Below are 23449 nucleotides of genomic sequence, written 5' to 3' on the forward strand. Positions count from 1 at the left end.
CATGAGCGATAATATTTTATCTCAGGCTGAAATTGATGCGCTTCTTAATGATGATGCGCCTTCAAACGATACGCCGGTGCCAGAGAATCAAGGAAAAGATAATATTCGCCCTTACGACCCAAATACGCAACGTCGGGTCATCAGGGAGCGAATGCAGTCTCTTGAAATCATTAACGAACGTTTTGCGCGCCAATTCCGTATGGGGTTATTCAATATGTTACGCCGTAGTCCGGATATCACGGTGGGCGGAATTAAAATTGAACCTTATCACGAGTTTGCTCGTAACTTACCAGTACCAACCAACCTAAATTTAATTCACATGCCACCATTGCGGGGCACTGCGCTCTTTACCTTTGAGCCTGCTCTCGTTTATATCGCGGTTGATAATCTATTTGGGGGAGACGGTCGTTTTCCTGTTCGTCAGGAAGGTAAAGAATTTACCAATACTGAGCAACGGATTATTAACCGAATGTTGAAGTTAGCATTAGGGGCTTATCGCGATGCTTGGAGACCAATAGCGGATATAGAAGTGGAGTATGTACGCTCCGAAATCCAAGTTAAATTTACTAATATCACCACATCACCAAATGACATTGTGGTAACCACGCCATTTTTAGTTGAGATAGGCAATACGGTTGGTGAATTTAGTATTTGTATTCCCATTGCCATGATTGAACCATTGCGTGAGCGTTTAATTAACCCACCAATGGAACAAGGGCACCAAGAAAATGAAACTTGGGTGACAAATCTCGTCACACAAGTAAAACGTTCTGAACTTGAATTGGTTGCCAATTTTGTTGACATTCCAATGCGAATTTCTCGCTTACTGCAACTGCAAAAAGGGGATGTGCTCCCTATTGAGAAGCCTGACCGCCTCATTGTCAATGTTGATGGCGTTCCTGTACTAACCAGTCAATACGGAACTCAAAATGGCCAATATGCGTTGCGTGTAGAACATTTGATTAACCCTGTTTTAAACACTCTAGATGAGGAAAGTACCAATGAGTGAGGCGAAGAACTCTCCTGATGCATCAACCAATCACGCTAGTGAAGACCTATGGGCTGAAGCGCTGGAACAGCAAAAAAAAGCGGAATCCGCCTCAGCTGGTGCACAGGCTTTTGATAACCTTGATGGGCAGAATCCATTAAATCAGTTGTCCGACATCGATATGATTATGGATATCCCAGTTCGCCTATCCGTTGAGCTAGGGCGTACTAAAATGACCATCAAAAAATTACTCAGTTTGTCTCAAGGCTCTGTCGTTTCTCTCGATGGTTTAGCTGGCGAGCCATTAGACATTTTAATTAACGGTTATTTAATCGCTCAAGGGGAAGTCGTCGTCGTTTCAGATAATTATGGTATTCGCATTACTGATATCATTACGCCATCCGAACGTATGCGCCGCTTAAGCCGTTAATAGACAATATGAGTCACTGAAAATGGCAATAACCAACCAAGCTGAACAGGCACCAGCATCCGTGCCTTTTTTGTCAACTAGCGTTCCTTCCAGTGAATTGAATGCGCCAGCTATCGACCATAGTAATAGCTTAACGCAAATTTCAGGCTCATTGGGGGTCATTATTTTATTGATTCTGATTGGCGCTTGGTTGGTTAAAAAATTGGGTTTTGCCCCGAAGAAAATGGGGAAAGAGCAAATTGTGAAAGTGACAAGCAGTTGCTCATTAGGCAATAAAGAACGGGTTGTCGTGGTTGAAGTCAATAATGAGTGTTTAGTATTAGGTGTGACAGCTCAAAATATTAGCCTGTTACATCAATACCCTGCACAAAATAAAACCACTGTATCTTCAGTTATTGAGCCCCTTACGTTCCAATCCGTATTAAAGAAAAAACAAGATGCGGCGGATCATGCGGCATCAGTAACACCTTTGTATAAGTAATTGGAAGCACACATGTTACCACGTAAATCCCTACTGATGATTGCTGTGCTTCTATTTGCATTGCCAAGTTCTGCATCAGCAGCACTCCCTGCCGTTATCAGCCATAGTTTAGCCGATGGAGGCCAAACTTGGTCATTACCCGTTCAAACCTTACTATTTTTAACCCTGTTAGGCTTTATACCCGCCTTACTCTTAATGATGACCAGTTTTACACGCATCATTATTGTTCTCGGTTTATTACGAAATGCCTTAGGGACACCCTCTGCACCACCAAACCAAGTATTATTAGGTTTAGCGTTGTTTTTGACCTTTTTCGTTATGTCCCCCGTTGCCGACCAAGTTTATCGTGAAGCATACCAACCCTTTAGCGAAGATAAAATCAGCCTTGAAGTCGCACTAGAAAAAGGGACTGCCCCGTTAAGGACCTTTATGTTAGGGCAAACTCGCGAATCCGATTTAGCGCTTTTTGCTCGTATTGCCAAAGTGGGGGAGATTCAAGAGGCGAAGGATGTTCCTTTACGGATCCTCGTTCCCGCATTTATCACCAGTGAATTAAAAACGGCATTCCAAATCGGCTTTACCATTTTTATTCCATTTTTAATCATAGACTTGGTTGTTGCTAGCGTCTTAATGGCCTTAGGGATGATGATGGTTCCACCGGCAACCGTTTCACTTCCCTTTAAATTAATGCTGTTTGTATTAGTCGATGGCTGGCAATTATTACTTGGTTCATTATCGCAAAGCTTTTTTAATTAGGAGTAACGATGACACCTGAATCTGTCATGGCAATGGGCACTGAAGCAATGAAAATTGCCTTAATGCTAGCGGCTCCATTATTACTGGCGGCACTAGCCGCAGGGTTGATTATTAGCTTACTGCAAGCCGCAACACAGGTTAACGAAATGACCTTATCTTTTATCCCTAAAATTTTGTCAGTCATTTCAGTGATCATCATTGCGGGGCCTTGGATGCTCAACCTACTAACCGACTATATGCGAACGTTGCTTAGTAATTTACCCTTTATTATTGGCTAGCAATGTTAACCATTACCAGTGAAACGCTCACGCTCTGGTTGAGCCAAGGTTTTTACCCTTTCATACGCCTTTTGGCGCTGCTCGGAACAGCGCCCTTTTTTAATGAAAAACAAGCCATTACCAAGGTTCGAGTTGCCCTTGCTTTTTTTGTCGTGTTGATTGTTTCCCCGCAACTTCCCGTGGTAAATATTCCCCTATTTTCTGCAATGGGGTTATGGGTCATTGTGCAACAGATTGTGATTGGTGTGGCGATGGGTTTAACCATGCAAATCGCCTTTGCCGCGGTTCGCCATGCAGGAGAAGTCATTGGTTTGCAAATGGGGTTATCTTTCGCGACCTTTTTTGACCCAACCGGTGGGCCCAATATGCCTATTTTAGGGCGCATCTTCAATGTGATTACTATTTTATTGTTTCTCGCCTTCGATGGCCATTTATGGTTAATTTATATTATCGTCAATTCATTTGAATTGATCCCCATTCAAACAGCCCCACTGAATAGAGACGGTTTTTGGGTATTTGTTCAATTTGCCAATACCTTATTTATTAATGGGTTAATGTTAGCGCTGCCTTTTATTACATTGTTTTTAATTCTCAACCTTGCGCTCGGTATCCTAAACCGTATGACCCCACAACTGTCCGTATTTGTGGTGGGTTTCCCCCTCACCTTAACTATAGGTATCAGTATGCTAGGGGTAATTATCTCCATCCTTCCCCGATATACTGAACGCCTTATCCACCAAGCTTTTGAGCAATTGTCATTGATGTTTAATTTGTTTATTTGAGCCGTGATGTTTGTATTTTTTTAATTAAATGTAGGTTTATAAAATCATTTATAAAATCGAATGATGATTGAAAACCAATAACAATTTATTTCAAACTCAAAGCTCATAACCCCTCCTAGTTATCCCTATTATTATCTGGTTACCCGATCTATTTTTCAGGTATTTATCTCTAATCAAAATCTGCCTTTGTGGCAGTAATATAATACCCGTTCTATATTTCATTTCTAAGCTATCGAATGATAGATACGTATTATATTTGATATTAAATTTAACTTAAGATAAAGATGGTATAACTACTTATTTCACAAAAAACAAGCTTTAACTCATATTTATTTTTTTCACCAATGAAAGAGTCTAGATATCTATTCTTTAATATTCTTCTCTAAACTGCCTATATGGCAGTAAACTTAAGTTGATAAATTAAGCTCTTTAATCCACTTTTCTAAGCTGCCTATACGGCAGTGAACAAGATGGGAAAACCACCAGCTCGGTAAGAGCATTTCTAAGCTGCCTGACTGGTCGTAGTTTCGTTCGTCCTAAATCTAAACAGCCTGTTTTTTGAGCGATGGTGTCACTATATCAACCCATCAACTCTTTAGACCAGCTCAGCCACAAACATTTTTGTTCTTTATTTAACCGACTAACTTCGAATGTTTTTTCTCTTCAATTAACTTCAAAGAATATCTGAATTTTATGGTTAAATTCGTTTTTAGTTTCTGAACTAAACGTCCTTTTTAATAAAAGATGTTGCGGCTCTGCTTTTTCAAGCCCCACACTCTAAAGAGATAAACTCAATAAAGCCTTCGTTTACAAACCATAAATTACTGTTTTAATTTCATTGGCCTTAACCAGGACTGGGGGCGGTTTGGGGCATTAAACTACCTGTGACCGCATACGCAGGTCTCGACGGCCTTAGCCTTTATTCGTTCTCTGTCACGATATTTACTAAGCTTAATTTATTTTGTAAACATGCTGTAATTTGTACATCTATTTTTGACGGATTATTAGTTTTTAACTTGAACAATAGGAGCTTTAATGACTTTATATTGTCAACCTTAATCCTCCCCCCTTAGTGACATAACTTGCTAAGGGGGGAGTATTATTAAGAAATTCAGTTAACCATTTGCATCGATTTCTTTTTGAGTACCACGATATTTTTTTAGGTACTCTTGTGTTTTTCTCTCGACTTCATTACTACATTTTATTATCCACTCCCGATTATTGGGGTCTTGTTGCTTACATTTATCCCCCTCATCCGATATTTTGAGCAAATCGACAAAAGTATCAAAATTTTTGAGGTAATAAGCGTCTTGCCCTCGAGGATTATCTTCGGCAACTTTAGCTAAATAATATTTTGCCTTTTTCAAATCTTGTGGAATGCCCCCAAATCCATGCATATAAATACCATAAAGGTTACTTCCCGCCGCAAGTACACGATTACCATAAAGATGATAGGCTTTTTCATAGTAGGAGATAGCCTTTTGCATATTTTCCTCAACACCCTCAAAACTATGTTGGTAATAAAAGCCCTTAGTTAATAGCGCCAACCCATTATTGGGGTTAATTTTGAGCACTCGCTTTAAAAAAAAGTTAGCTATCGCACATTCTTCTTTCGCAGTTTCGGCATAGTACAGCCTATTTAAATCCGAGCAGCCAACACTAAAAAATGAGTGTATCAGGTAATTATCATCTTCTTGATTGTCGGTTAATGCTTTGTGATATAACTCAATAACTTGTTGTTGCGTCTTAGGGCGAGCGGCGCGTTTAGGTAAATCGGGGTCATAACGCAATTCGGTTTCAGTGTAATCGATATTAAACAGCCGCTCTCTGACTGTTGGAATGGGCGGAGCGTCGGTCTTTGCACCCCATGTTGGTGTACTCATCATAAAGACTCCTGTGACAATGACCCACAACATAAATTTCATTATATTCACCCTAAATAACTGCTTGCCAATAAAACAGGATGGGCGTATTCCACCGTGGGACGAGGGGATAATGTAATCTCGCTATTGCTGGATTGGGTAAAACTAGCCATGTCATCAATGATTTTATTGACCGTTTGTTGCGCACTCGGTGTTTGTGTTGACGGCGTTTTTTGACGAAATAACACATCGGTGATATCGGTTTGTATCCCATTATCCCAGTTCACCTTTGCCATTAGTTTATGAAAATTGTCATTGTCGTCAAAGAAATTGGTTTCTTTAGCATTTAATTCAATGGATTTAATGTCCAAGGTATCTAAGGCAATTAATTCATGAGATTGACTGAGAGCATCTGAATTTTTATCTTGCCATACTTTCAACTCAGACCACCGGCTATCCGTTTTGTCTATGATACCATCACCGTTACTGTCAAATTCAGCCAGCGCAGAAAAACCTTCTTTGGCTTTTGTGTGATTATTTAGCGAACTATTATCACCAAACAACTCTTCCCCATGGTTAATCAAGCCATCTTTATTTTTATCCCACACCAGCAATCCGTCATCAGGATGAACCCAACCGGTTTGCGATTGAGTGCCTTTGCCGTCAAAGTCAAAGCTTACACCAAAACTGTCGGCTAGGGTTTGTACACCGTTGCCGTTTAAGTCAATGACGAGTGGCGTTTTGTAATCATCAGCCAAGTACTCCAATACATCGTATGCTTCGTTGGGCCAAAATGGGATTATAACCCCATTTATTCCTGCATCTTGAAGCATTTTTTGCACAAATTTACCGCAAGTCTTTTCACCCGTAAAACTGAAAGGGTTATAGTTGGGGGGAGGCGTTTTTCCCGATTTATAATCATTGACGACGTTGAATAAATTCGTCAAATCATGACCAAACTGTCCATTTTTTGACATAACCGTTAGCGTAGAGGCATCTTGATAACGAATATGGTCATTAAAAGACAAATTATCTTTTGAAGAGCCCCAATCTTCCGCCGGGCTAAGACCTATACTGATTTGCTCGTACTTCCCCGTTGCGGGATTAAGACCTCGAACTGACAGGTAGGTATGCCCCCATTGGGATGTGTCTTTTGTAGGATTTCCTTGATCGTTATAAATGATGCTGCCTCTGGGTACTACGTGAATGGTAAAGCTCGGTGGCCCTAGTTTGAACGGATCATGATTGGGGATTAAATTACTCTTTATCGTCATGTCTTCAAATTTATGAATTTGGAGTTGTTTTATGGGTTTTGTCATCAGGATATCCTTTTATCACTGTACATTGATATAATGCATTATCGCTCCCTGAAACTTCCTTCGACTGTCGTTTGCAATGGACTAAGTAAATAATCAATCACGCTCCGTTTTCCTGTTTTTATTTCCGCTCTAAACGTCATTCCGACTTTTATTGGAAAAGAAAGACACTATAAATAGAAATGATTATCATTTAATATCGCTAGTGCAGAATAAACCAAACCGTCACTTTCGTCTATCCGTGCGGCATAATTGAGACTTTTTATTTTCCCTGTTAAATAACCATGCCCCGCATATGGGTATACAGCAGTAAACTCATCAATTAAGCTGGATTTCCTGTTTATAGCTTTCTAAGCTGCCTGTACGGCAGTGAACTATTTGTTGCTGATTCGGCGATAAACAAGGGGTTTCTAAGCTGCCTGTACGGCAGTGAACTCTCGTCAGGAAATGAAGGGCGTTTTAGTGTCTTTCTAAGCTGCCTGTATGGCAGTGAACTATTAGTTAAATAAGATAAAACAAAGGAAAACAATGTACTAGCTTTATAAACGCCAAAATACCTTTGTTTTGGGAGGGTATCCTAACTTATTGTTTAATAATTAATTTTTTAAATAGCAAAAAATAAAGGTCAAACTAGGGTAAAACAAATCGGGATTTATGCAATATGCACTAAACAAAAATAGTGCGTAAATATAAGTACCTCAAAATAAAAAAAACCGCGCTCGAATCACTCCAAAGCGCGGTGAGTAAAATTAAACCTTTAATTTATTAACGGTTACCAAAAAGTGACATACTGTTTAAATCTTTAAAAATACTTTGGGATGCATCAAACATCGCCTTTTCTTTATAGTAATCCGTCGTAGTACCCGTCCAGTTGGTCTCAAGCAGCTCACTTTTACGAGCTGCATTTTGAATCGAACGGGTATCTGCCAAGAAATCTAATTTATCAATTTCTTGCAGTTGTAAGCCTTGTTTCGCTTCAATATTAGAAATTTGGTCAAGCGCTGCTTTAATTCCACGGTTAGCTTCATCCATCCCTGCTTGAGCGCGGTCTAAATCAGCTTGAGGCGCATCTTGTTGTGGAATTTTCAGCGCATCAATACCTGCATTCAACGCTTTGAAAACATTAACAACATTATCGCTGCCCGTCTCAAAAACTTGCGCACCCGTAAAATAGGTGGTCATTTCTCGGTCACTAGCGACATTTTGCATAATCGGTTTATCACCGCCGTGGTACAACACATTACCATCAGCGTCAATTTCAAACGGGGGCTTATCCGATTTAAAACCAGCAAAAATATAACGGCCATTACCATCCGTTGTATTACCTAATCCCACCAGTTGTTCTTTTAAACCTGTTAACTGTTCTGCCAGTGAATGACGGTCTTTATCACTTAAAGCACCTTGGTTAGAAGCTTGAATGATAGTGGTATCAATTTGTGTGGTCACATCCGTCATTTGAGTCAAAATACTCATCTGCAATGTCATGCCCGTTTTTGCAAACCCACGGCTTGCGACATATTGCTGGTTACGGTTTTCTGATTGGCTAATTCGCACCGCTTGTGATGAGGCTTGAGGGTCATCAGACGGTTTACTCACGCGCTTACCCGAGGCTAATTGGCTACCTGCATCCATCCAACGCGCCTGAGCATTATTCATATCTTGCAGGCGCTGGTGATAAATCATATTTGTACTTAAACGCATCGCTAAACCCTTATTATATTGCTAAAACTTAGAATGCACGCATCAACGCATTAAACAAATCATCCACCGTTTTTAATACTTGCGCATTCGCATTAAAAAACTGCTGGATCTTCTGCATTTGAATACTTTCTTCATTCATATTCACGCCTGAGATAGCCTGCTCTTGGGCATAAAAGCTCTCAGTCATTTTATTTTGTGTTTCCGAATCAATTTGGGCTTGTTTAGTTTTACTACCGACATCATTGACTAAGGTTGCGTAGAAATCAGAGAAGGTCGAGCCGCCATCAATCAGTTTTTGGTCTTGTAATTTAACCAGCTCTTTAATATTTTCATTATCACCTGGGCCACTATCTTTACTCCCCGCGGCAGCAAAGCCCGATGCATCACTAATCAATGTTTGCATACCGTTGATAACACCGCTCACAGGCTTAACAAGGAAAGAATCACCTTTTGTCATGCCTTGGCTATTGCTTATTTTGACTTCTATACCATCAAATTTCAGTGTGCCTGCGGTTGAATCATCTACCGAAATTTTAGTGCCTTCAGGTAAACGAGTGACATTCCATTCGCTACCATCAAAACGCATTTCATAGTTATTGCCTGTCACCTTAGAGACATCGCTATAGCTCAAATCGAAATCCGCTTTACCGCTATTATGGGTATTGCTAACAACGCTGCCTTTACCAATCTCAAAAAAGTCTTTACCCGTATTACCATTGGCATCATAGCCTTTGCTATGAACTTCATTGAATTTCGTTGCAAAAACTAATGCTAATTTATTGAGTTTTTGATAAGCCGGGTCAATCACTTCCTGACGAGAACGCAAAATACCGCTTAGCTCTCCCCCACGAAATGACCCATCTGGGATTTCACGCGCTTGGCCATTTGCTCCCACAAAACCGATACTAAAACGGCTATCGTCTTTTGATGAAGGGACTGCTTCTAAACGGTTAGCTTTTTCGCCAGTCACCAGCGGTAAACCATTGGCAAACGTCACATTATAGTTGCCGTTTTGTTCAATGACCTTAACCCCAACTAACGAGTTAACTTCATTTACTAAGCGATCACGCACATCCAATAAATCATTAGGTTCAGAACCGCTGACTGAACGTACACGGGAGATCTGCTGGTTTAGACCAGCAATTTTTTCCGCATATGTATTGATATCTTTCACCTTATTTTCGATTTGGTGATTAATATCCCGCTCCATTTCTTGTAAACGGCGATCAGCGTCTTTAAATTGACTTACCAACGCATTTGAATTGCCCAAGAAAACGTCAATCAATGTTTTATCACTGGCGTCACTGGTTGCTGCATCTAATGAAGTGAAAAAACTACCAATATTACTGGAGATATCTTCAATATCATTAGTAAGCAAATCATCGACTTTATTACAGTTTTTAACGTACGCCTCATAATCACCGCTGCGAGCGCGTGATTGGCTGTACTGTGCATTGATAAATTCATCAAACTCACGGCGAACATGGCTGAAATAAGTGCCGTTACCAAAATAGCCATTAGGTGTCATCGTACCGGGATTCTCCCCGAAAACAGCACTTTGGCGGTGATAGTAACCTACACCTGCGTTCGCTAAGTTGTTAGAAATCACACTTAACCCGCCTTGTGCAGCGTTCACACCACTGAGCGCATTATTCATTACATTATTCAGCATAAGCTTTTCCTGTTCTAGATGCTGACCCCTTTAATTGGCTGACACAATCAAAGTGATAAGCAACTCAAATTATTTACAGCATATTTGGTTATCGGAAATTCAGCGTAATTGTTTAGGCCAAACTCGCATTAATTCCGTGTTTTTAAAAAATATCGTTTAAGTCTATGGTATAGGCTTGCACTGCCCTTGATGCCGAGGTATTTGCTGTCGGTTGATGACCGCGAATTTGGTTAATCAAGGTGATCAGTTTGTCTGAATAACTTGGGTCAGTGGCGTAACCGGCTTGATGTAAGCGACGCGCAGCAATTTCAGGCGTCGGCGCTTTTTTCACATCTTTATAGCGCGGGTTTTCGGTTAATAGACTGATATAATCAGCAATCGCTTCTTCGTATGAACCATAGACTCGGAAGTCATCGTGCATTTTTATTGTTTTGCCATTAATGACTTCGGTTGTCATGATATTAGTGACGGGTCCCTGCCAGTTTTTCCCAGCTTTAATACCAAATAAGTTATGGCTGGTTTTACCGTCACTTTTCAAAATTTCCCGCTGTCCCCAACCACTTTCTAATGCCGCCTGCGCTAAGACGAGAAAGTGTGAAATACCACTGTTTTGACTCGCAGCCTTTGCTGGTTCAATTAAGCGACGAATAAAATTACTGCTGTTAAGCGATAACGCTTTGATTTTTTGAAATGGTGCTGAAAGCGTATCCCCCGTAGGCGCAAAATGGCGCATCATCTGCTGCATATTAAATGATGGCAATGTTTGGATGGCTTTTTCATCGAGCGGTAACATGCTATTGCTGAGCGCTACATTAGGCTCTATTTGCTCGCGCGTTAACTGTTGGTACATCATCTCACCAAAACCTAAGCCTTTTTGTGAAAGATCTTGGGCGATTTGCTGGTCATACATACTGGTGAGCATACGTGTTTGGTCGCTGGAAAATAAACCATCTTGGGGTAATGCGTCACGCATACTTTTTAGCATCATTTGGACAAATGTTGCCTCAAGTTGCTGCGTGACTTGGCGCAGCCCTTGCTCTGGGTTTTTATTCAGTTCGCCTTTTAGCTGGCCTAGCGACTGTAAATCAAACGCGGCACCTTGCAATAGCTGCATATCACTCATTAGATGATCTCCAATTTTGCACGCAAGCAACCTGCACTTTCCATAGCTTGCAATATTGACATCAAATCGTTTGGCGTCGCACCTAAAGTATTTAAAGCCTGAATAACTTGGTTTAATTGCACACTCGCATTCACTTTTTGCAATGAACCACCTTGGTCGCGTATACCGACATTAGTGTTACGGGTTACGACCGTTTGCCCACCTGCAAATGGGGTATCAGGTTGGCTGACTTGTGTTTGTCTTTCAACGGTAACCGCTAAACTACCATGAGCCACCGCACAGCTTTCGAGTGTCACACTGCGGTTAATGACAACTGAACCGGTCCGTGAATTGAGGATCACTTTTGCTTCTGCCATTGGTGTCCGCACGTTAAGTTCCTGTACCCGAGACAAAAAGCGTACTTGGTCACGGTTGTTAGCCGGAACTAATAATTGAACCGTACGCGAGTCCAACGCGGAAGCTGAACCGACTCCCCCCATACGGTTTATTGCATCTGCAATATCTTGCGCTAATGTGAAGCTATCTTCGTTTAATTGCAGGTTAATTGCGCCACTTTGCCCAAAGTTACTTGGTAGTTCACGCTCAATCGTTGCCCCGCCAGTAATGCGTCCACCATTAAGTTGATTCACTTTAATGCTGCTACCACCACCGCTTGCGCCAGCTCCACCAACCAGAATATTTCCTTGCGCCATGGCATAGACTTGCCCATCAACACCTTTCAGTGGCGTCATCAATAATGTTCCACCCCGCAAGCTTTTTGCATTCCCCATTGAAGAAACAACGATATCCACAGACTGACCAGTACGCGCAAAAGGTGGTAATTTTGCGGTTACCATCACCGCTGCCACATTTTTCAATTGCATGTTAGTACCGGGGGGGACCGTAATCCCCATTTGCGACAACATGTTATTTAAACTTTGGGTTGTAAATGGGGTTTGCATGGTTTGGTCACCCGTGCCATCGAGCCCGACAACAAGTCCATAACCGATTAATGCGTTATCACGTACCCCTTGAACCGTGGTTAAATCTTTAATACGTTCACTGTGCGCTGCAAATACAAAACAGCAAAATAGCGATAGCAAAATTAATACTTTGTTTTTCATTGAGTTCTCTCGGCTATTCTCTCTTATGTTCAATTAATAAGGCGAAACATTTAAGAAAAAGCGTTGCAGCCAGCCCATGTTTTGCGATTCATTGATGTAACCATCACCCACATATTCAATACGTGCATCCGCCACCTGTGTGGAGCTTACATGGTTATCTGACCCAATGGTCCGTGGGTTAACCACGCCAGAGAAGCGGATCGACTCCGTTCCTTGGTTAATGGCAATACGCTTCTCACCGACGACATGTAAGTTACCGTTCGCCAGTAATTGGTCTACCGTCACGGTAATCGTCCCTTTAAAGGTGTTATTGGCATTCGCTCCGCCCTTACCACTAAAGTCACTATTACCTTTAATATCGAGTTCGGTATTCTTACCGCCAATCCAGCCTTGCATAAAGCCGGGCAGTATCGCAGCCAAGAAACCAGTTTTCCCAGTGCGATTCGCATTTGCAGACGAGTTTTTGCTAGCACTGACATTTTCTTGTAGATTGATAGTCAAAATATCGCCAACATTACGAGGGCGCCTATCTTCAAATAGGGGCTGATAGCCATAATACGCCGGCTGAGCACTTTGAAATATTGAGCCATTCGGTGCAGGTGCCGTCGGTGCACTTGGAATTGCCGTTGTCTGTGTGTCCACTAACGGACGTGATTTTATGTGTGCGCAGCCACTGGTAATCAAAACCAAAGCAATGACTAATCCCACCTGTTTGGTTGCGATTAAAGGCGTTTGCAACGCTATTTTTTGCTGTTGAGAAATCGTGCTGCTTTCAATCATCATGCTACTCTTTTGCTGCAGTGTACGTTCTACCATCACGAAGAGATCCCTCTCATAGGTAACTCACCATCGTGATTGCAAGTTACCTTTCTGTGTCTTTCCCGCTCAATAAACCAATTACAGCTGAGTTAAACGCTGTAGCATCTGGTCAGATGCGGATACTGCCTTACTATTAATTTCATAAGCACGTTGAGTTTGGATCATATTCACTAACTCTTCGGCAACATTGACGTTAGATGTCTCTAGCATATTTTGATAAATCAACCCTGCACCATTCGTTCCCGGAGCACTTTCATTAGGGGCACCTGAACTTGCCGTTTCCATATACAGGTTTTCACCCATACTTTCTAAACCTGCATCATTGATGAAAGTAGTTAAGGTGATTTGACCAATCTGTTGCGGCTGATTATCACCATAAACGGTGATAGAAACCGTACCATCACGTGCAATTGACATGCTGTTTGCGTTATCAGGGATCATAATCGCAGGGACAATTTGGTAACCGCTTGAGGTTACAAGCTGGCCATCTTGGTTGGGCTGCAATGCCCCATCGCGGGTATAGGCGTCGGTACCATCTGGCATTTGTACATGCAAGAAACCTTGGCCTCGAATAGCGATATCGTTGGTATTACCCGTTTTGTTTAACGCACCTTGTGCGTGAACTCGCATTGTGGCAACGGGACGAGCCCCCGTCCCCATTTGTAACCCTGACGGTAACGATGTTTGCTCAGAGCTCATCGCGCCAGGTTGGCGAATATTTTGATACATTAAATCTTCAAAAACGGCACGTTGGCGTTTAAAACCATTAGTACTGACGTTTGCCAAGTTATTAGAAATAACATCAAGGTTGGTTTGTTGAGCATCAAGCCCTGTTTTTGCAATCCATAATGAACGGATCATAATAATTCCTTACTGAATTTAGCTGACGGCAAGCAATTGGTTTGCCCGCTGTGCATTTTCATCAGCACTACGGACTACTTTCATTTGCATTTCAAAATGCCTTGCATTGGCAATCATGGAAACCATGGCTTCAGCAGCATTAACGTTACTTCCCTCAATCACACCAGCGGTAACGATAGCGCGCTCACTTTGTGGAAGCACATTGCCATTAGCTGCTTGGCCTTGAGGTGATAAATGAAATAACCCATCTTCCCCACGAAGTAGGTCTTGTGGCTGTGCTTCAACCACTTTTAAACGGCCAATCTGCCCTAGCATCGTTGGGGGGTCGGTCGCCAATAGCGCTGTCACTGTGCCGTCTGTGCCGATAGTTAATTCGGCATTCGGCGGAACATTAATAGGACCACCATCCCCTTGTAAACGACGCTCGCCAATCATTAACTCACCTTCACTCGAAACCTGAATATTACCGTTACGCGTGTAGGCTTCGCTGCCATCGGCAAGTTCAACAGCCAAAAAGTGCTTGTCATTTAACGCCACATCTGTTGACTTGCCTGTATAGTTCAGTGGCCCTTGGCTCATATCTGCACCGGGTGTTGAGGCAACGACCAGTGTCCTTGTTGGTTCGCTGTCCCCGTTAATGGGCACAGCACGCATTGCCGATAGTTGTGCTTTAAAGCCCGCCGTTGACACATTAGCAATGTTATTTGAAACAACCGCTTGGTTTTCAAGCGCATGACGCGCCCCACCCATGGCAGTATAAATGACGTGATCCATGCCCACCCTCTCGGTTTATCGTAAGTTAACCAATGTTTGTAACATTTGATCTTGCGTTTTGATGGTCTGCGCATTGGATTGATAATTACGCTGCATCACAATCATACTGATCAACTCTTGGCTCATGTCCACGTTAGAAGACTCCAGCGCACCACTGGTTAATTTGCCGTATTGCCCTACACCCGGGACACCATCCATTGGGTTACCTGAAGCATTTGAAGAAGCCCAAACGTTACCACCTTGAGAAACTAAACCATTCGGGTTAGCAAAAGCAGACAGCGCAACTTGCCCTACCACACGTTTTTGTTGGTTAGAATAATTCGCAGTAATTAAACCGTTATCTTCAATTTTAAACGTGGTGTATTCACCGGCAGGAAAGCCATCTACATCAATAGCACTGACCGAGGATTCACTGACTTTCTGTTGGCGAGTTTTACTCAGATCGACATTTAACGTTCCATTATCCGCCCCATTTAACCCGTTATAAGCAAAGGCAAATGTGGCTTTATCAGCGTCTTTTAGCTTGCCGTTGCCGTCAAACTCTAATTCACCTAATTTTTTAGCTTCTGTGTCGTTAGTATCTTTTGCATAAGCCGTCCAGTTATTGTCAGACTCTTTGACAAAATACACTGAAATTTCGTGAGTATTACCTTGACTATCAAATGCAGTCATTGTGGTACTGAAATTATAAGTTGCTGAATCATCAGGTTTTGTTATATCAAACTTTTTATCTTTAACTTTATCTTCTGAATTAAGGTTAACTGTCAGTTTGGCTAAGTCTGATTTTTTAGCATCCATCATATCGGTTGGAATGTTAATTCCCGCAGGAACACCACCACTTTGAATAGTGACATTACCGTCCTCATCAACACCTGCCGGATAACCTGTGACGATCATGCCTTGGTTGTTCACTAAGTTACCGCTTTTATCACGTAAAAACTGGCCATCACGGCTATAGTAAATATCGCCATTTTTGTCTTGCACACGGAAAAAACCATTGCCAGAAATAGCGACATCCGTTGGTCTATCCGTACGTGTGATAGGGCCATCTTTAAAATTTTGTGTTACTGCTGCAACATTAACACCCAGACCAACGCCTGATCCTGCGAACATATCGGCAAAAGAGGTTGTCGCCCCTTTAAAACCATTGGTCGCGGAGTTGGAAATATTATTACCAATTGAATCCAGCCCCGCTGATGCTGCATTTAAGCCACTGACTGCTTGTGAAAAAGACATATTTTCTCCATGAGTATTGGGGATAAATTAAGATGAAGGATAAACTTTGAAGATGCTGCTCAGGGGGACACTTTGCCCAATACCAACATCTAATAATGGTGCGTCAGAACCTGGGGTCACGCCGTTGACGCGGGTATAACCTAGTTTTGTGACTTCAACTTCGGCTCCGGCTCTGACGGCTTTCACATCAAAGTAATATTTCCCTTTTGTATCTGCCACTAGATTTCCTTTGTTGTCGCGACCATCCCAAGCCATATCATAAATATCGGGTTTGACTTCGGTATCATAAGTAATGGTGCGTACCACCATTCTGTTTTTATCGCGAATAGTAATTTCAACGTTATCTGCCAATTTCGGCAAAAAGAAACCAAACGGAGATGAGATAAATTCGGACTGTGGTTCTTCGCTGCCGCCTTCATCACCCATCACACTTTTATCACTCAGTGCAAAGTTTGAAGGACTATCAGGGCTAATCCCCTCATCCGGTAATGGATTTGAAGGTTTAATGATTGAACTATCTTCGCCAGTGCTCTCTTTTTTAAGTGGCGCTAAAATAATTTCGTTGCGAGGAATAAGAACACCTTTGCCAACAAGCTGAGTGGCTTGTAATGATTGCCCTGAACCGATTTGTTGGGAAATACCACTAACGCTATCACTTAGCTTATTCATACTCTCAAGCGTTGCGATTTGTGCCAATTGACTGGTCAAGTCGGTATTTTCCATAGGGTTAGTAGGGTCTTGGTTTTGCATCTGTGTGACAATCATCTTTAAAAATGTGTCACGCATATCATCACTTTGACTTTTCTTTGGCACATTACTGGCAGCCGGCTCTGGACCGGCTGTAGTATTATCCAAAGAGTCGTACATTGTGGCGGCAATTCCCATTACAAACCTCCCTTACTGGCCTATTGTTAATGTCTTTTGCAATAACGTTTTTGCCGTATTCATCACTTCAAGGTTGGCTTGATAACTCCGAGAAGCCGAAATGGTGTTGATCATCTCCCCGACCATGTCGACATTTGGCATTTGCACATAACCTTTTTCATCAGCCAGTGGATGGCCAGGCTTATATTCCATACGCGGCGGTGCGGGGTCTTCAATGAGTTCACTCACACGCACACCACCCACTTCATTGCGCCCTTGTGGTGCCATTTGAAAGACCACTTGCTTTGCACGATACGGCTGCCCGTCCGGTCCTGCGACACTTTCAGCGTTTGCCATGTTGCTTGCACTGACATTTAAACGCTGAGACTGCGCTGTTAATGCAGAAGCAGAAATATCAAAAATACTCAGTAACGCCATGCTTATTACCCTTGCTGTAGAACAGCCAACATACTTTTAACGCGGCTATTAATAAATGTGAGATCAGCCTGATATTTCAGGGTATTATCAGCGAACTGACTACGTTCAATATCCATATCTACCGTATTACCATCCATCGATGTCTGATAAGGAACACGGTATTTCAAGTCTAAATTTGGCGCTTTAATACCTCGTCCTTCGATATGGCCTTTAGCTGTCACGGCAAGGGTGACGCCCTTTGAACCAACGACACCTTTGTCCATTGCTTGTTGAAGTTGACGATTAAAGTCAATATCACGTGCTTGATAGCCCGGAGTATCCGCATTTGCGATGTTTGAAGCCAAAACAGTCTGCCTTGCTTCGCGTATTGATAACGCCTGCTGCTGAAAAGCAAACGTGGCATTTAATTTATCAATCATGATGGCCCTCAATGGAAATAAAGCGACTCCTGAATCTGAACATTCGCTCATATAATTTAAAATTCGACCTGCATATCTTAGCCGTCTACTAAAAAATCTAATGGCAAGATAAAGGCAAAATAATTGACCTATTTGGCTCATTCATTATTAAAGACCTGCGTAAACTGCAATCGTGAAAAAGTTTGCTTACCAAGGAGGCTATCCCTACATGCGTTATCGTCAAAAGCTGTCATTTAGCATTGTAATTAGTGTATTAGGGTTAACCATTAGCCTTGCTCAAGCCTCATTACCTCAAGATATCAATCACTATTTCCGCCAAATTCACGGTAAAAAAAACCAAGTTTCTATTGAGATCAAAACGCCGATTGAACGTTGGCCAAGCTGTGAGAAACCCCAAATCAGTCCACCTATTGGGGGCAGAAATATGGGAAATGTATCTATTCCAGTGCAGTGTGGTAAGAAAAAACAATTTATTCAGCTAATTGTGAATGTGACGGGGCAATATTTCGTTGCAACACGTAATATAAATCGTGGTGAATCTATTGAGTTTGTGGATATTGGCAGTAAAAAAGGCTTATTACATAAGCTTCCCGCTGGAGCGAGTACTGATAAAATGGCACTACGCGGCGCAATAGCACTTCGTAATATCCCTGCGGGGCAAACATTTACCAAATCGATGATCCGGCTCCCTTGGGCAATAAAAGCAGGTCAAACCGTATTTGTCTTTGCTAATGGGGAAAATTTTTCAGTGAAATACGAAGGAAGAGCCATTAATAATGCCACCATTGGGCAAAATATTCGTGTAAGATTACTCAATGGTCAAGTAGTCAATGGGTTAGCACAAGAGAATGGCAGTGTTAATATCGCATTAAAATAAATGCCATCAAGACCGAATATGACGAGTCTGTACTTAATGTCAACTCACTCAAAATGAACCTTTATTCTAAATAGTTCAAGTCGCATCAAGGCGACAAGTGAATGAGTCGCTAGGAGCTTACATAAGTAAGTGACTAGTGCGAATGAGCGTAAGTTAACGCAGAGGCGGCTTGAAATATGACGAATAAAGGCAATATTTTGTAACACTATAAAGACTAAAGATCCCACAAAATACGCCGATAACTCTCATATGATAAAAATCGGGAACAGGAAAACACATTATGGCTATTGAGCAAACACCTGCAATTTCTGCGCTAACTCAGGTAACAAACCGTGACCCACAAGATACGGCTACCCCGATGCGCGATAAAAAAATTTCGACAAATGAAATCATTAAAGAAAGTACATTTGTCCCGAGTGAGCTGCAAAAAAAATTATTACAGCCCCAAGCTAGCGATATTAACAGCGCTAAAGTTGAACAAATTAAACAAGCTATCAAAGATGGCACCCTGAAAATGGATGCAGAAAAGATTGCTGATGGCATTTTACGTGATGCACATGAGTGCATGTTATCAATGAAATAAATAACTACCATGACTGATGAACTATTAATCTTGCTAGAACAGCAACATGCTCATTTACAATCATTGCAAATCGTGATGAAAAATGAGGAACTACTATTAGGTTACCAGCGTGTTCCGCCTTCGCCTTTTCAGGAAACGACTGAACAAAAACGTTTCCTTGTTGCGGCGATAGGCCATGGGGAGACCCAGCGGCTACAACTCGAATCACAAGCAGAAATTACCGCGCCTTATGAAGGTAATACTGAATTAGCCAGTGTATGGGAAGCGATTAAAGTATTAACAACCAGCTTAAAAGAATTAAACTATCGCAACCACCAAATGCTGCAATTACATATAGAACTCAATGCTCAACGCCTAAACTTTGTAAAGAAACACAATAACCAATCCACTTATGGTGCTGATGGTTTAGAATCAAAACGCCCTGTTTTAGGTAAAAAAATTTCGATTTAAGCTGTGTTCTGCCTAGTTCAAAAACCCTTTTTTATCATCTCAAAGCCTATCAGACAGCTTACTCAATGACCTGATATAGCTTCAACATTAAGTCGACTAAAGGAAACCTACCGCCATTTAACCGACCTGCTGGCTATCCCCTGATATGCAGCCCATCTAAGAAGCCTCTGATAAAGGCCTAATTCAGTTTCCCCTCATAAACAAATTGGTTCATTTTAATCAGCTATCAAATGCGAAAAGGCCACTCGAATAAGAGTGACCTTGCATACTTTCTTTACGCTTTAACGTGGGTTCAAATACACGCCTTCGGTATATGTCTTAAAACAATGACATACCTATCCTACTGGCCATATAGGTTGGCGCAACAGGGTTAGCTACCACTAATCATCGAAGTCATTCTAATCTTACGGTGGTCAGTCATTTCTAAATTAGACATCACCACTAACTGCGGCAAACTTCGGCGTAAGAAACGCGATAAAATTAGGCGTAAAGCATGGTTAACTAATAACACTGTAGGAGCCCCCATCGCTTCTTGGTGAGAAATTGCTTGTTCTGCTTGAGTTTGAATAAACTGCGCAAGGTTAGGCTCTAAGCCCCCACCATTTTTGGCCGCTTGCAATAAAATTTGTTCAAGCCCCGCATCTAAACCAATAACTTGAATTTCTTCTGCATTACCAAACCACTGCTGGGTAATAGCGCGGCCTAATGCAATTCTCACTTGCGAAGTTAAATAGTCCGTGTCTTTTTGCTCGCCATTTTCCCCCGCCATTTCTGCTAGTGTTTCAATAATGGTACGCATATCGCGGATCACTACGTCTTCCATTAATAAATTCTGTAGAACACGGTGCAAAATTGTTAATGAGATGGTATCGGGGATCAGGTCATCAGCCAGTTTTGGCATCTCTTTTTTCACTCGGTCATATAACATTTGTGCTTCTTGGCGACCAAATAACGTGCTTGAGTTTTGCAATAAAATTTGATTGAAATGCGTTGCTACCGCGGTACTCGCAGACACTACCGTATAGCCTTGAATTTGCGCTTGCTCACGTAAATCATCATCAATCCAAACGGCAGGTAAACCAAATGCAGGTTCTTTAGTCTCATCACCTTGCAATGACCCCGCCGCATTACCAGGGTCGATAGCAAGACTACGCCCCGGTTGTGCTTCACCACGCCCAACTTCAGCGCCTTTAATTAAAATACGGTATTCACATGGGGAAAGAGCTAGGTTGTCACAAATATGGACAACAGGGGGCAAATAGCCTACTTCTTGAGCGAATTTCTTACGTAAACCACGAAGGCGACCCAGCAATTCACCTTGCTGCTCACTGTCAACGAGCGGTATCAATCGATACCCGACCTCCATCGCTAACAAGTCTTCTAATTGCACATCATCCCACGTTGCTTCAACAACTTTGTTCGCTTCTTGAAAATGTTGTGCTTGGTTGTTGTCCCCCGCGGCATTTTCCGGTTGCTGAGCTTTACGAACTAGATACCAACCCAATGCCGCTAACGCTGCAGTAAACAACAGGAAAACAAAGTTAGGCATTCCAGGTATTAAACCTATTAGCCCAAGGACCCCTGCACTGAGCCACATCACTCGCGGGTTATTGAAGAGTTGGTTGACCATCTGTTCACCCACATCTTCATCCGTTGCAACACGAGTGACGATAACCCCTGCAGCGGTCGAAATAATTAATGCCGGAATTTGGGCGACTAAACCATCACCGATGGTTAACAAGGTATAGGCACTGGTCGCATCCCCCAGAGACATATTATGTTGACCGACCCCAACAATTAAGCCTCCAATCACGTTAATCACCATAATCATGATCCCCGCGATAGCATCACCACGGACGAACTTACTCGCCCCGTCCATTGAACCGTAAAAATCAGCTTCTTGGGTTACTTCGGCACGGCGTTTTTTCGCTTCGTCATCACTAATGATGCCAGCATTGAGGTCTGCGTCGATAGCCATTTGCTTACCCGGCATACCATCAAGTACGAAGCGTGCGCCCACTTCCGCAATGCGCCCCGCACCTTTAGTGATAACCATAAAGTTAATCAATACTAGGATGATAAATACCACAATACCGATAGCAAAATTACCGCCGACTAAAAAGTGGCCAAATGCTTCAACGACTCGCCCTGCTGCGTCTGGCCCTGTATGACCATCAAGTAAAATAATCCGCGTGGAAGCAATGTTAAGGGAAAGACGTAACAATGTGGCGAATAACAAGATGGTTGGAAACGCGGCAAAATCGAGGGTCCGTTTAGTGAACATCGCCACTAGCAATACCATGATGGAAAGTGCGATATTAAAAGTAAACAATAAATCCAATAAAAATGCCGGCAATGGCAGTACCATCATCGACAAAATCAATAAGATAAGAACCGGACCCGCAAGTATTTGCCACTGCGTTCCTTGTAAGTTTTTCGGCAATTTTAAAAGTGAAGCCAAATTAGCCATCTCGATTGTTATCTCCAGCAAAGTCCAGTGTTGGTGGCACTGGTAAATTTTTCGGTTTTTTCGGTCTGAGCCCACCTTCACGACGCCAACGACGTAATTGGTAAACCCACGCTAAAACTTCTGCTACCGCAGCATATAAGGCAACAGGGATACTTTGTCCTATCTCTGCATGGCGATATAATGCACGTGCTAAGGGCGGTGCTTCTAACTGCAATATTCGGTGTTCTTCACCGATTTCTTTAATACGTTGAGCAAAAACCCCAGCGCCTTTTGCTAATACTTTTGGCGCTCCCATTCTTTTATCATCATATTTTAGCGCCACCGCATAATGGGTTGGGTTGGTGACTATCACATCCGCATTGGGGACATCCGCCATCATCCTATTACGCGCGATAGCACGTTGCTGCTGGCGAATTTTGGCTTTTATCTGGGGGTCACCCTCTTGCTGTTTAAATTCATCTTTGATTTCTTGGCGGCTCATTCTTAATTTTTTCAAATGAGAGCGAAATTGGTAAAACACATCAAACGCCACCATTGGGATCAGTAAAAAGACAATTAAGTAGCCAGCAAAAATTACTTTTTGTAGTGCATTACTAAGGGCGGTAATCGGTGATTCCATCACTAAATGCAGCAATGATGGCCAACTTTCCCATAAAAATATAAAGGCCCCTAACCCAACAAATAACGATTTCAAAATTGCTTTAAATAGCTCAGATAATGCATTCATTGAAAAAATACGTTTTAACCCTTTCAACGGGTTAAGTTTTTTCAAATCAAACTTAATCAATTTGCTATTAAATACTAGCCCGCCCACCAGTGACGAAGCCGAAATCCCAACGAGCGCCAACCCACCAATCACCGGAAGTAAAGCAAATAATGCCTCACTAACGACCCTACCTAAGTAGCTGATCATTAAGCCCGTATTTTGTAAATAATGCCCATCAAAAATAAACCCTTGGCGAGCTATTTGTCTTAGTTGAGTTGCCAGATGCCCACCACTTAGCCACAGTAAGCTAATACCCGCTAACATCATCATTAACGAGCTCAATTCCTTTGAACGAACTATTTGCCCATCATCTTTGGCTTTCTGCTTTTTATGGGGAGTGGGTTCTTCTGTTTTTTCTACATCACTCTCGTCGGACACATCTGTTCCATCATTTTAAAAT

General features: G+C 42.1%; 24 protein-coding genes. 9 read left to right on the forward strand and 15 right to left on the reverse strand.

Annotated elements, in window-relative coordinates; genetic code table 11:
* Position 1 precedes the first annotated feature (1 nt).
* From fliM to fliR, 6 genes are read left to right on the forward strand one after another with little or no spacing between them, the layout of a single operon-like run.
* Positions 2–1009 carry a flagellar motor switch protein FliM gene (gene fliM / locus M1F14_RS16810; RefSeq protein ID WP_042844246.1) on the forward strand — a complete coding sequence of 336 codons (1008 nt, stop codon included), beginning with the start codon at positions 2–4 and terminating at the stop codon, positions 1007–1009.
* Positions 1002–1418 carry a flagellar motor switch protein FliN gene (gene fliN / locus M1F14_RS16815; RefSeq protein WP_042844248.1) on the forward strand — a complete coding sequence of 139 codons (417 nt, stop codon included), beginning with the start codon at positions 1002–1004 and terminating at the stop codon, positions 1416–1418. The genes fliM and fliN overlap by 8 nt, the downstream gene beginning before the upstream one ends.
* A gap of 22 nt (positions 1419–1440) precedes the next feature.
* Positions 1441–1899, forward strand: a complete 459-nt coding sequence (gene fliO, locus M1F14_RS16820) for a flagellar biosynthetic protein FliO (protein WP_129465773.1) — start codon at positions 1441–1443, stop codon at positions 1897–1899.
* 36 nt (positions 1900–1935) lie between these two features.
* Positions 1936–2655 carry a flagellar type III secretion system pore protein FliP gene (gene fliP / locus M1F14_RS16825; RefSeq protein ID WP_173424801.1) on the forward strand — a complete coding sequence of 240 codons (720 nt, stop codon included), beginning with the start codon at positions 1936–1938 and terminating at the stop codon, positions 2653–2655.
* A gap of 8 nt (positions 2656–2663) precedes the next feature.
* On the forward strand, positions 2664–2933 hold the full coding sequence (fliQ, locus tag M1F14_RS16830) for a flagellar biosynthesis protein FliQ (RefSeq protein WP_042844250.1): 270 nt from the start codon (positions 2664–2666) through the stop codon (positions 2931–2933).
* A gap of 2 nt (positions 2934–2935) precedes the next feature.
* Positions 2936–3715 carry a flagellar biosynthetic protein FliR gene (gene fliR, locus M1F14_RS16835; protein WP_042844251.1) on the forward strand — a complete coding sequence of 260 codons (780 nt, stop codon included), beginning with the start codon at positions 2936–2938 and terminating at the stop codon, positions 3713–3715.
* A gap of 1115 nt (positions 3716–4830) precedes the next feature.
* On the opposite strand, the gene M1F14_RS16840 is transcribed toward fliR, so the two are convergent.
* The 13 genes from M1F14_RS16840 to flgB form a co-directional block, all read right to left on the reverse strand.
* The gene (locus M1F14_RS16840) at positions 4831–5601 is read right to left on the reverse strand and encodes a sel1 repeat family protein (RefSeq protein WP_272537622.1); all 771 of its coding nucleotides are present in this window, start codon (positions 5599–5601) and stop codon (positions 4831–4833) included.
* A gap of 44 nt (positions 5602–5645) precedes the next feature.
* A complete protein-coding gene (locus M1F14_RS16845) occupies positions 5646–6896 on the reverse strand; it encodes a hypothetical protein (protein ID WP_181469202.1) in 1251 nt (416 codons plus the stop codon).
* A gap of 762 nt (positions 6897–7658) precedes the next feature.
* Positions 7659–8594: a flagellar hook-associated protein FlgL gene (gene flgL / locus M1F14_RS16850; RefSeq protein ID WP_042844258.1), complete on the reverse strand. Its 936-nt coding sequence runs from the start codon at positions 8592–8594 to the stop codon at positions 7659–7661.
* Positions 8595–8622: 28 nt separating this feature from the next.
* Positions 8623–10266: a flagellar hook-associated protein FlgK gene (gene flgK / locus M1F14_RS16855; protein WP_166686867.1), complete on the reverse strand. Its 1644-nt coding sequence runs from the start codon at positions 10264–10266 to the stop codon at positions 8623–8625.
* 142 nt (positions 10267–10408) lie between these two features.
* On the reverse strand, positions 10409–11389 hold the full coding sequence (gene flgJ, locus M1F14_RS16860; RefSeq protein ID WP_181469201.1) for a flagellar assembly peptidoglycan hydrolase FlgJ: 981 nt from the start codon (positions 11387–11389) through the stop codon (positions 10409–10411).
* Positions 11389–12492: a flagellar basal body P-ring protein FlgI gene (locus tag M1F14_RS16865; RefSeq protein ID WP_042844261.1), complete on the reverse strand. Its 1104-nt coding sequence runs from the start codon at positions 12490–12492 to the stop codon at positions 11389–11391. The genes flgJ and M1F14_RS16865 overlap by 1 nt, the downstream gene beginning before the upstream one ends.
* 33 nt (positions 12493–12525) lie before the next feature.
* The gene (locus tag M1F14_RS16870) at positions 12526–13308 is read right to left on the reverse strand and encodes a flagellar basal body L-ring protein FlgH (RefSeq protein ID WP_173424802.1); all 783 of its coding nucleotides are present in this window, start codon (positions 13306–13308) and stop codon (positions 12526–12528) included.
* Between the two features lie 81 nt (positions 13309–13389).
* A complete protein-coding gene (flgG, locus tag M1F14_RS16875; protein ID WP_042844262.1) occupies positions 13390–14172 on the reverse strand; it encodes a flagellar basal-body rod protein FlgG in 783 nt (260 codons plus the stop codon).
* Between the two features lie 18 nt (positions 14173–14190).
* Entirely contained in the window at positions 14191–14946 is a 756-nt protein-coding gene (locus M1F14_RS16880) for a flagellar basal body rod protein FlgF (RefSeq protein ID WP_042844263.1), read from the reverse strand.
* A gap of 15 nt (positions 14947–14961) precedes the next feature.
* Positions 14962–16182, reverse strand: coding sequence for a flagellar hook protein FlgE (gene flgE / locus M1F14_RS16885; protein WP_048606790.1), 1221 nt, complete (start codon positions 16180–16182; stop codon positions 14962–14964).
* A 27-nt stretch (positions 16183–16209) separates the two neighbouring features.
* Positions 16210–17067, reverse strand: coding sequence for a flagellar hook assembly protein FlgD (locus M1F14_RS16890; RefSeq protein WP_048606788.1), 858 nt, complete (start codon positions 17065–17067; stop codon positions 16210–16212).
* A gap of 12 nt (positions 17068–17079) precedes the next feature.
* Positions 17080–17484: a flagellar basal body rod protein FlgC gene (gene flgC, locus M1F14_RS16895; RefSeq protein WP_042844266.1), complete on the reverse strand. Its 405-nt coding sequence runs from the start codon at positions 17482–17484 to the stop codon at positions 17080–17082.
* A 5-nt stretch (positions 17485–17489) separates the two neighbouring features.
* On the reverse strand, positions 17490–17903 hold the full coding sequence (gene flgB, locus M1F14_RS16900; protein WP_042844268.1) for a flagellar basal body rod protein FlgB: 414 nt from the start codon (positions 17901–17903) through the stop codon (positions 17490–17492).
* 208 nt (positions 17904–18111) lie between these two features.
* Here flgB and flgA point away from each other — a divergent pair, with 208 nt between their 5' ends.
* The 3 genes from flgA to M1F14_RS16915 all read left to right on the forward strand — a co-directional run bounded on the left by flgA (position 18112) and on the right by M1F14_RS16915 (position 19813).
* Positions 18112–18780: a flagellar basal body P-ring formation chaperone FlgA gene (gene flgA / locus M1F14_RS16905; protein ID WP_131679912.1), complete on the forward strand. Its 669-nt coding sequence runs from the start codon at positions 18112–18114 to the stop codon at positions 18778–18780.
* A 280-nt stretch (positions 18781–19060) separates the two neighbouring features.
* Complete coding sequence (gene flgM, locus M1F14_RS16910) at positions 19061–19363, forward strand: flagellar biosynthesis anti-sigma factor FlgM (RefSeq protein ID WP_042844270.1); 303 nt, start codon at positions 19061–19063, stop codon at positions 19361–19363.
* Positions 19364–19372: 9 nt separating this feature from the next.
* Positions 19373–19813 (forward strand): flagella synthesis protein FlgN, encoded by a 441-nt coding sequence (locus tag M1F14_RS16915; RefSeq protein WP_042844271.1) that lies wholly within the window; start codon positions 19373–19375, stop codon positions 19811–19813.
* A gap of 370 nt (positions 19814–20183) precedes the next feature.
* On the opposite strand, the gene flhA is transcribed toward M1F14_RS16915, so the two are convergent.
* Positions 20184–22283, reverse strand: a complete 2100-nt coding sequence (gene flhA, locus M1F14_RS16920; RefSeq protein ID WP_042844272.1) for a flagellar biosynthesis protein FlhA — start codon at positions 22281–22283, stop codon at positions 20184–20186.
* A complete protein-coding gene (gene flhB / locus M1F14_RS16925; RefSeq protein ID WP_048606786.1) occupies positions 22276–23427 on the reverse strand; it encodes a flagellar biosynthesis protein FlhB in 1152 nt (383 codons plus the stop codon). Before flhB ends, flhA begins: the two co-directional genes overlap by 8 nt.
* Positions 23428–23449 lie beyond the last annotated feature (22 nt).

It is taken from the genome of Providencia sp. PROV003 (genome assembly GCF_045040775.1).
In the GTDB taxonomy this organism is placed as follows: domain Bacteria; phylum Pseudomonadota; class Gammaproteobacteria; order Enterobacterales; family Enterobacteriaceae; genus Providencia; species Providencia huashanensis.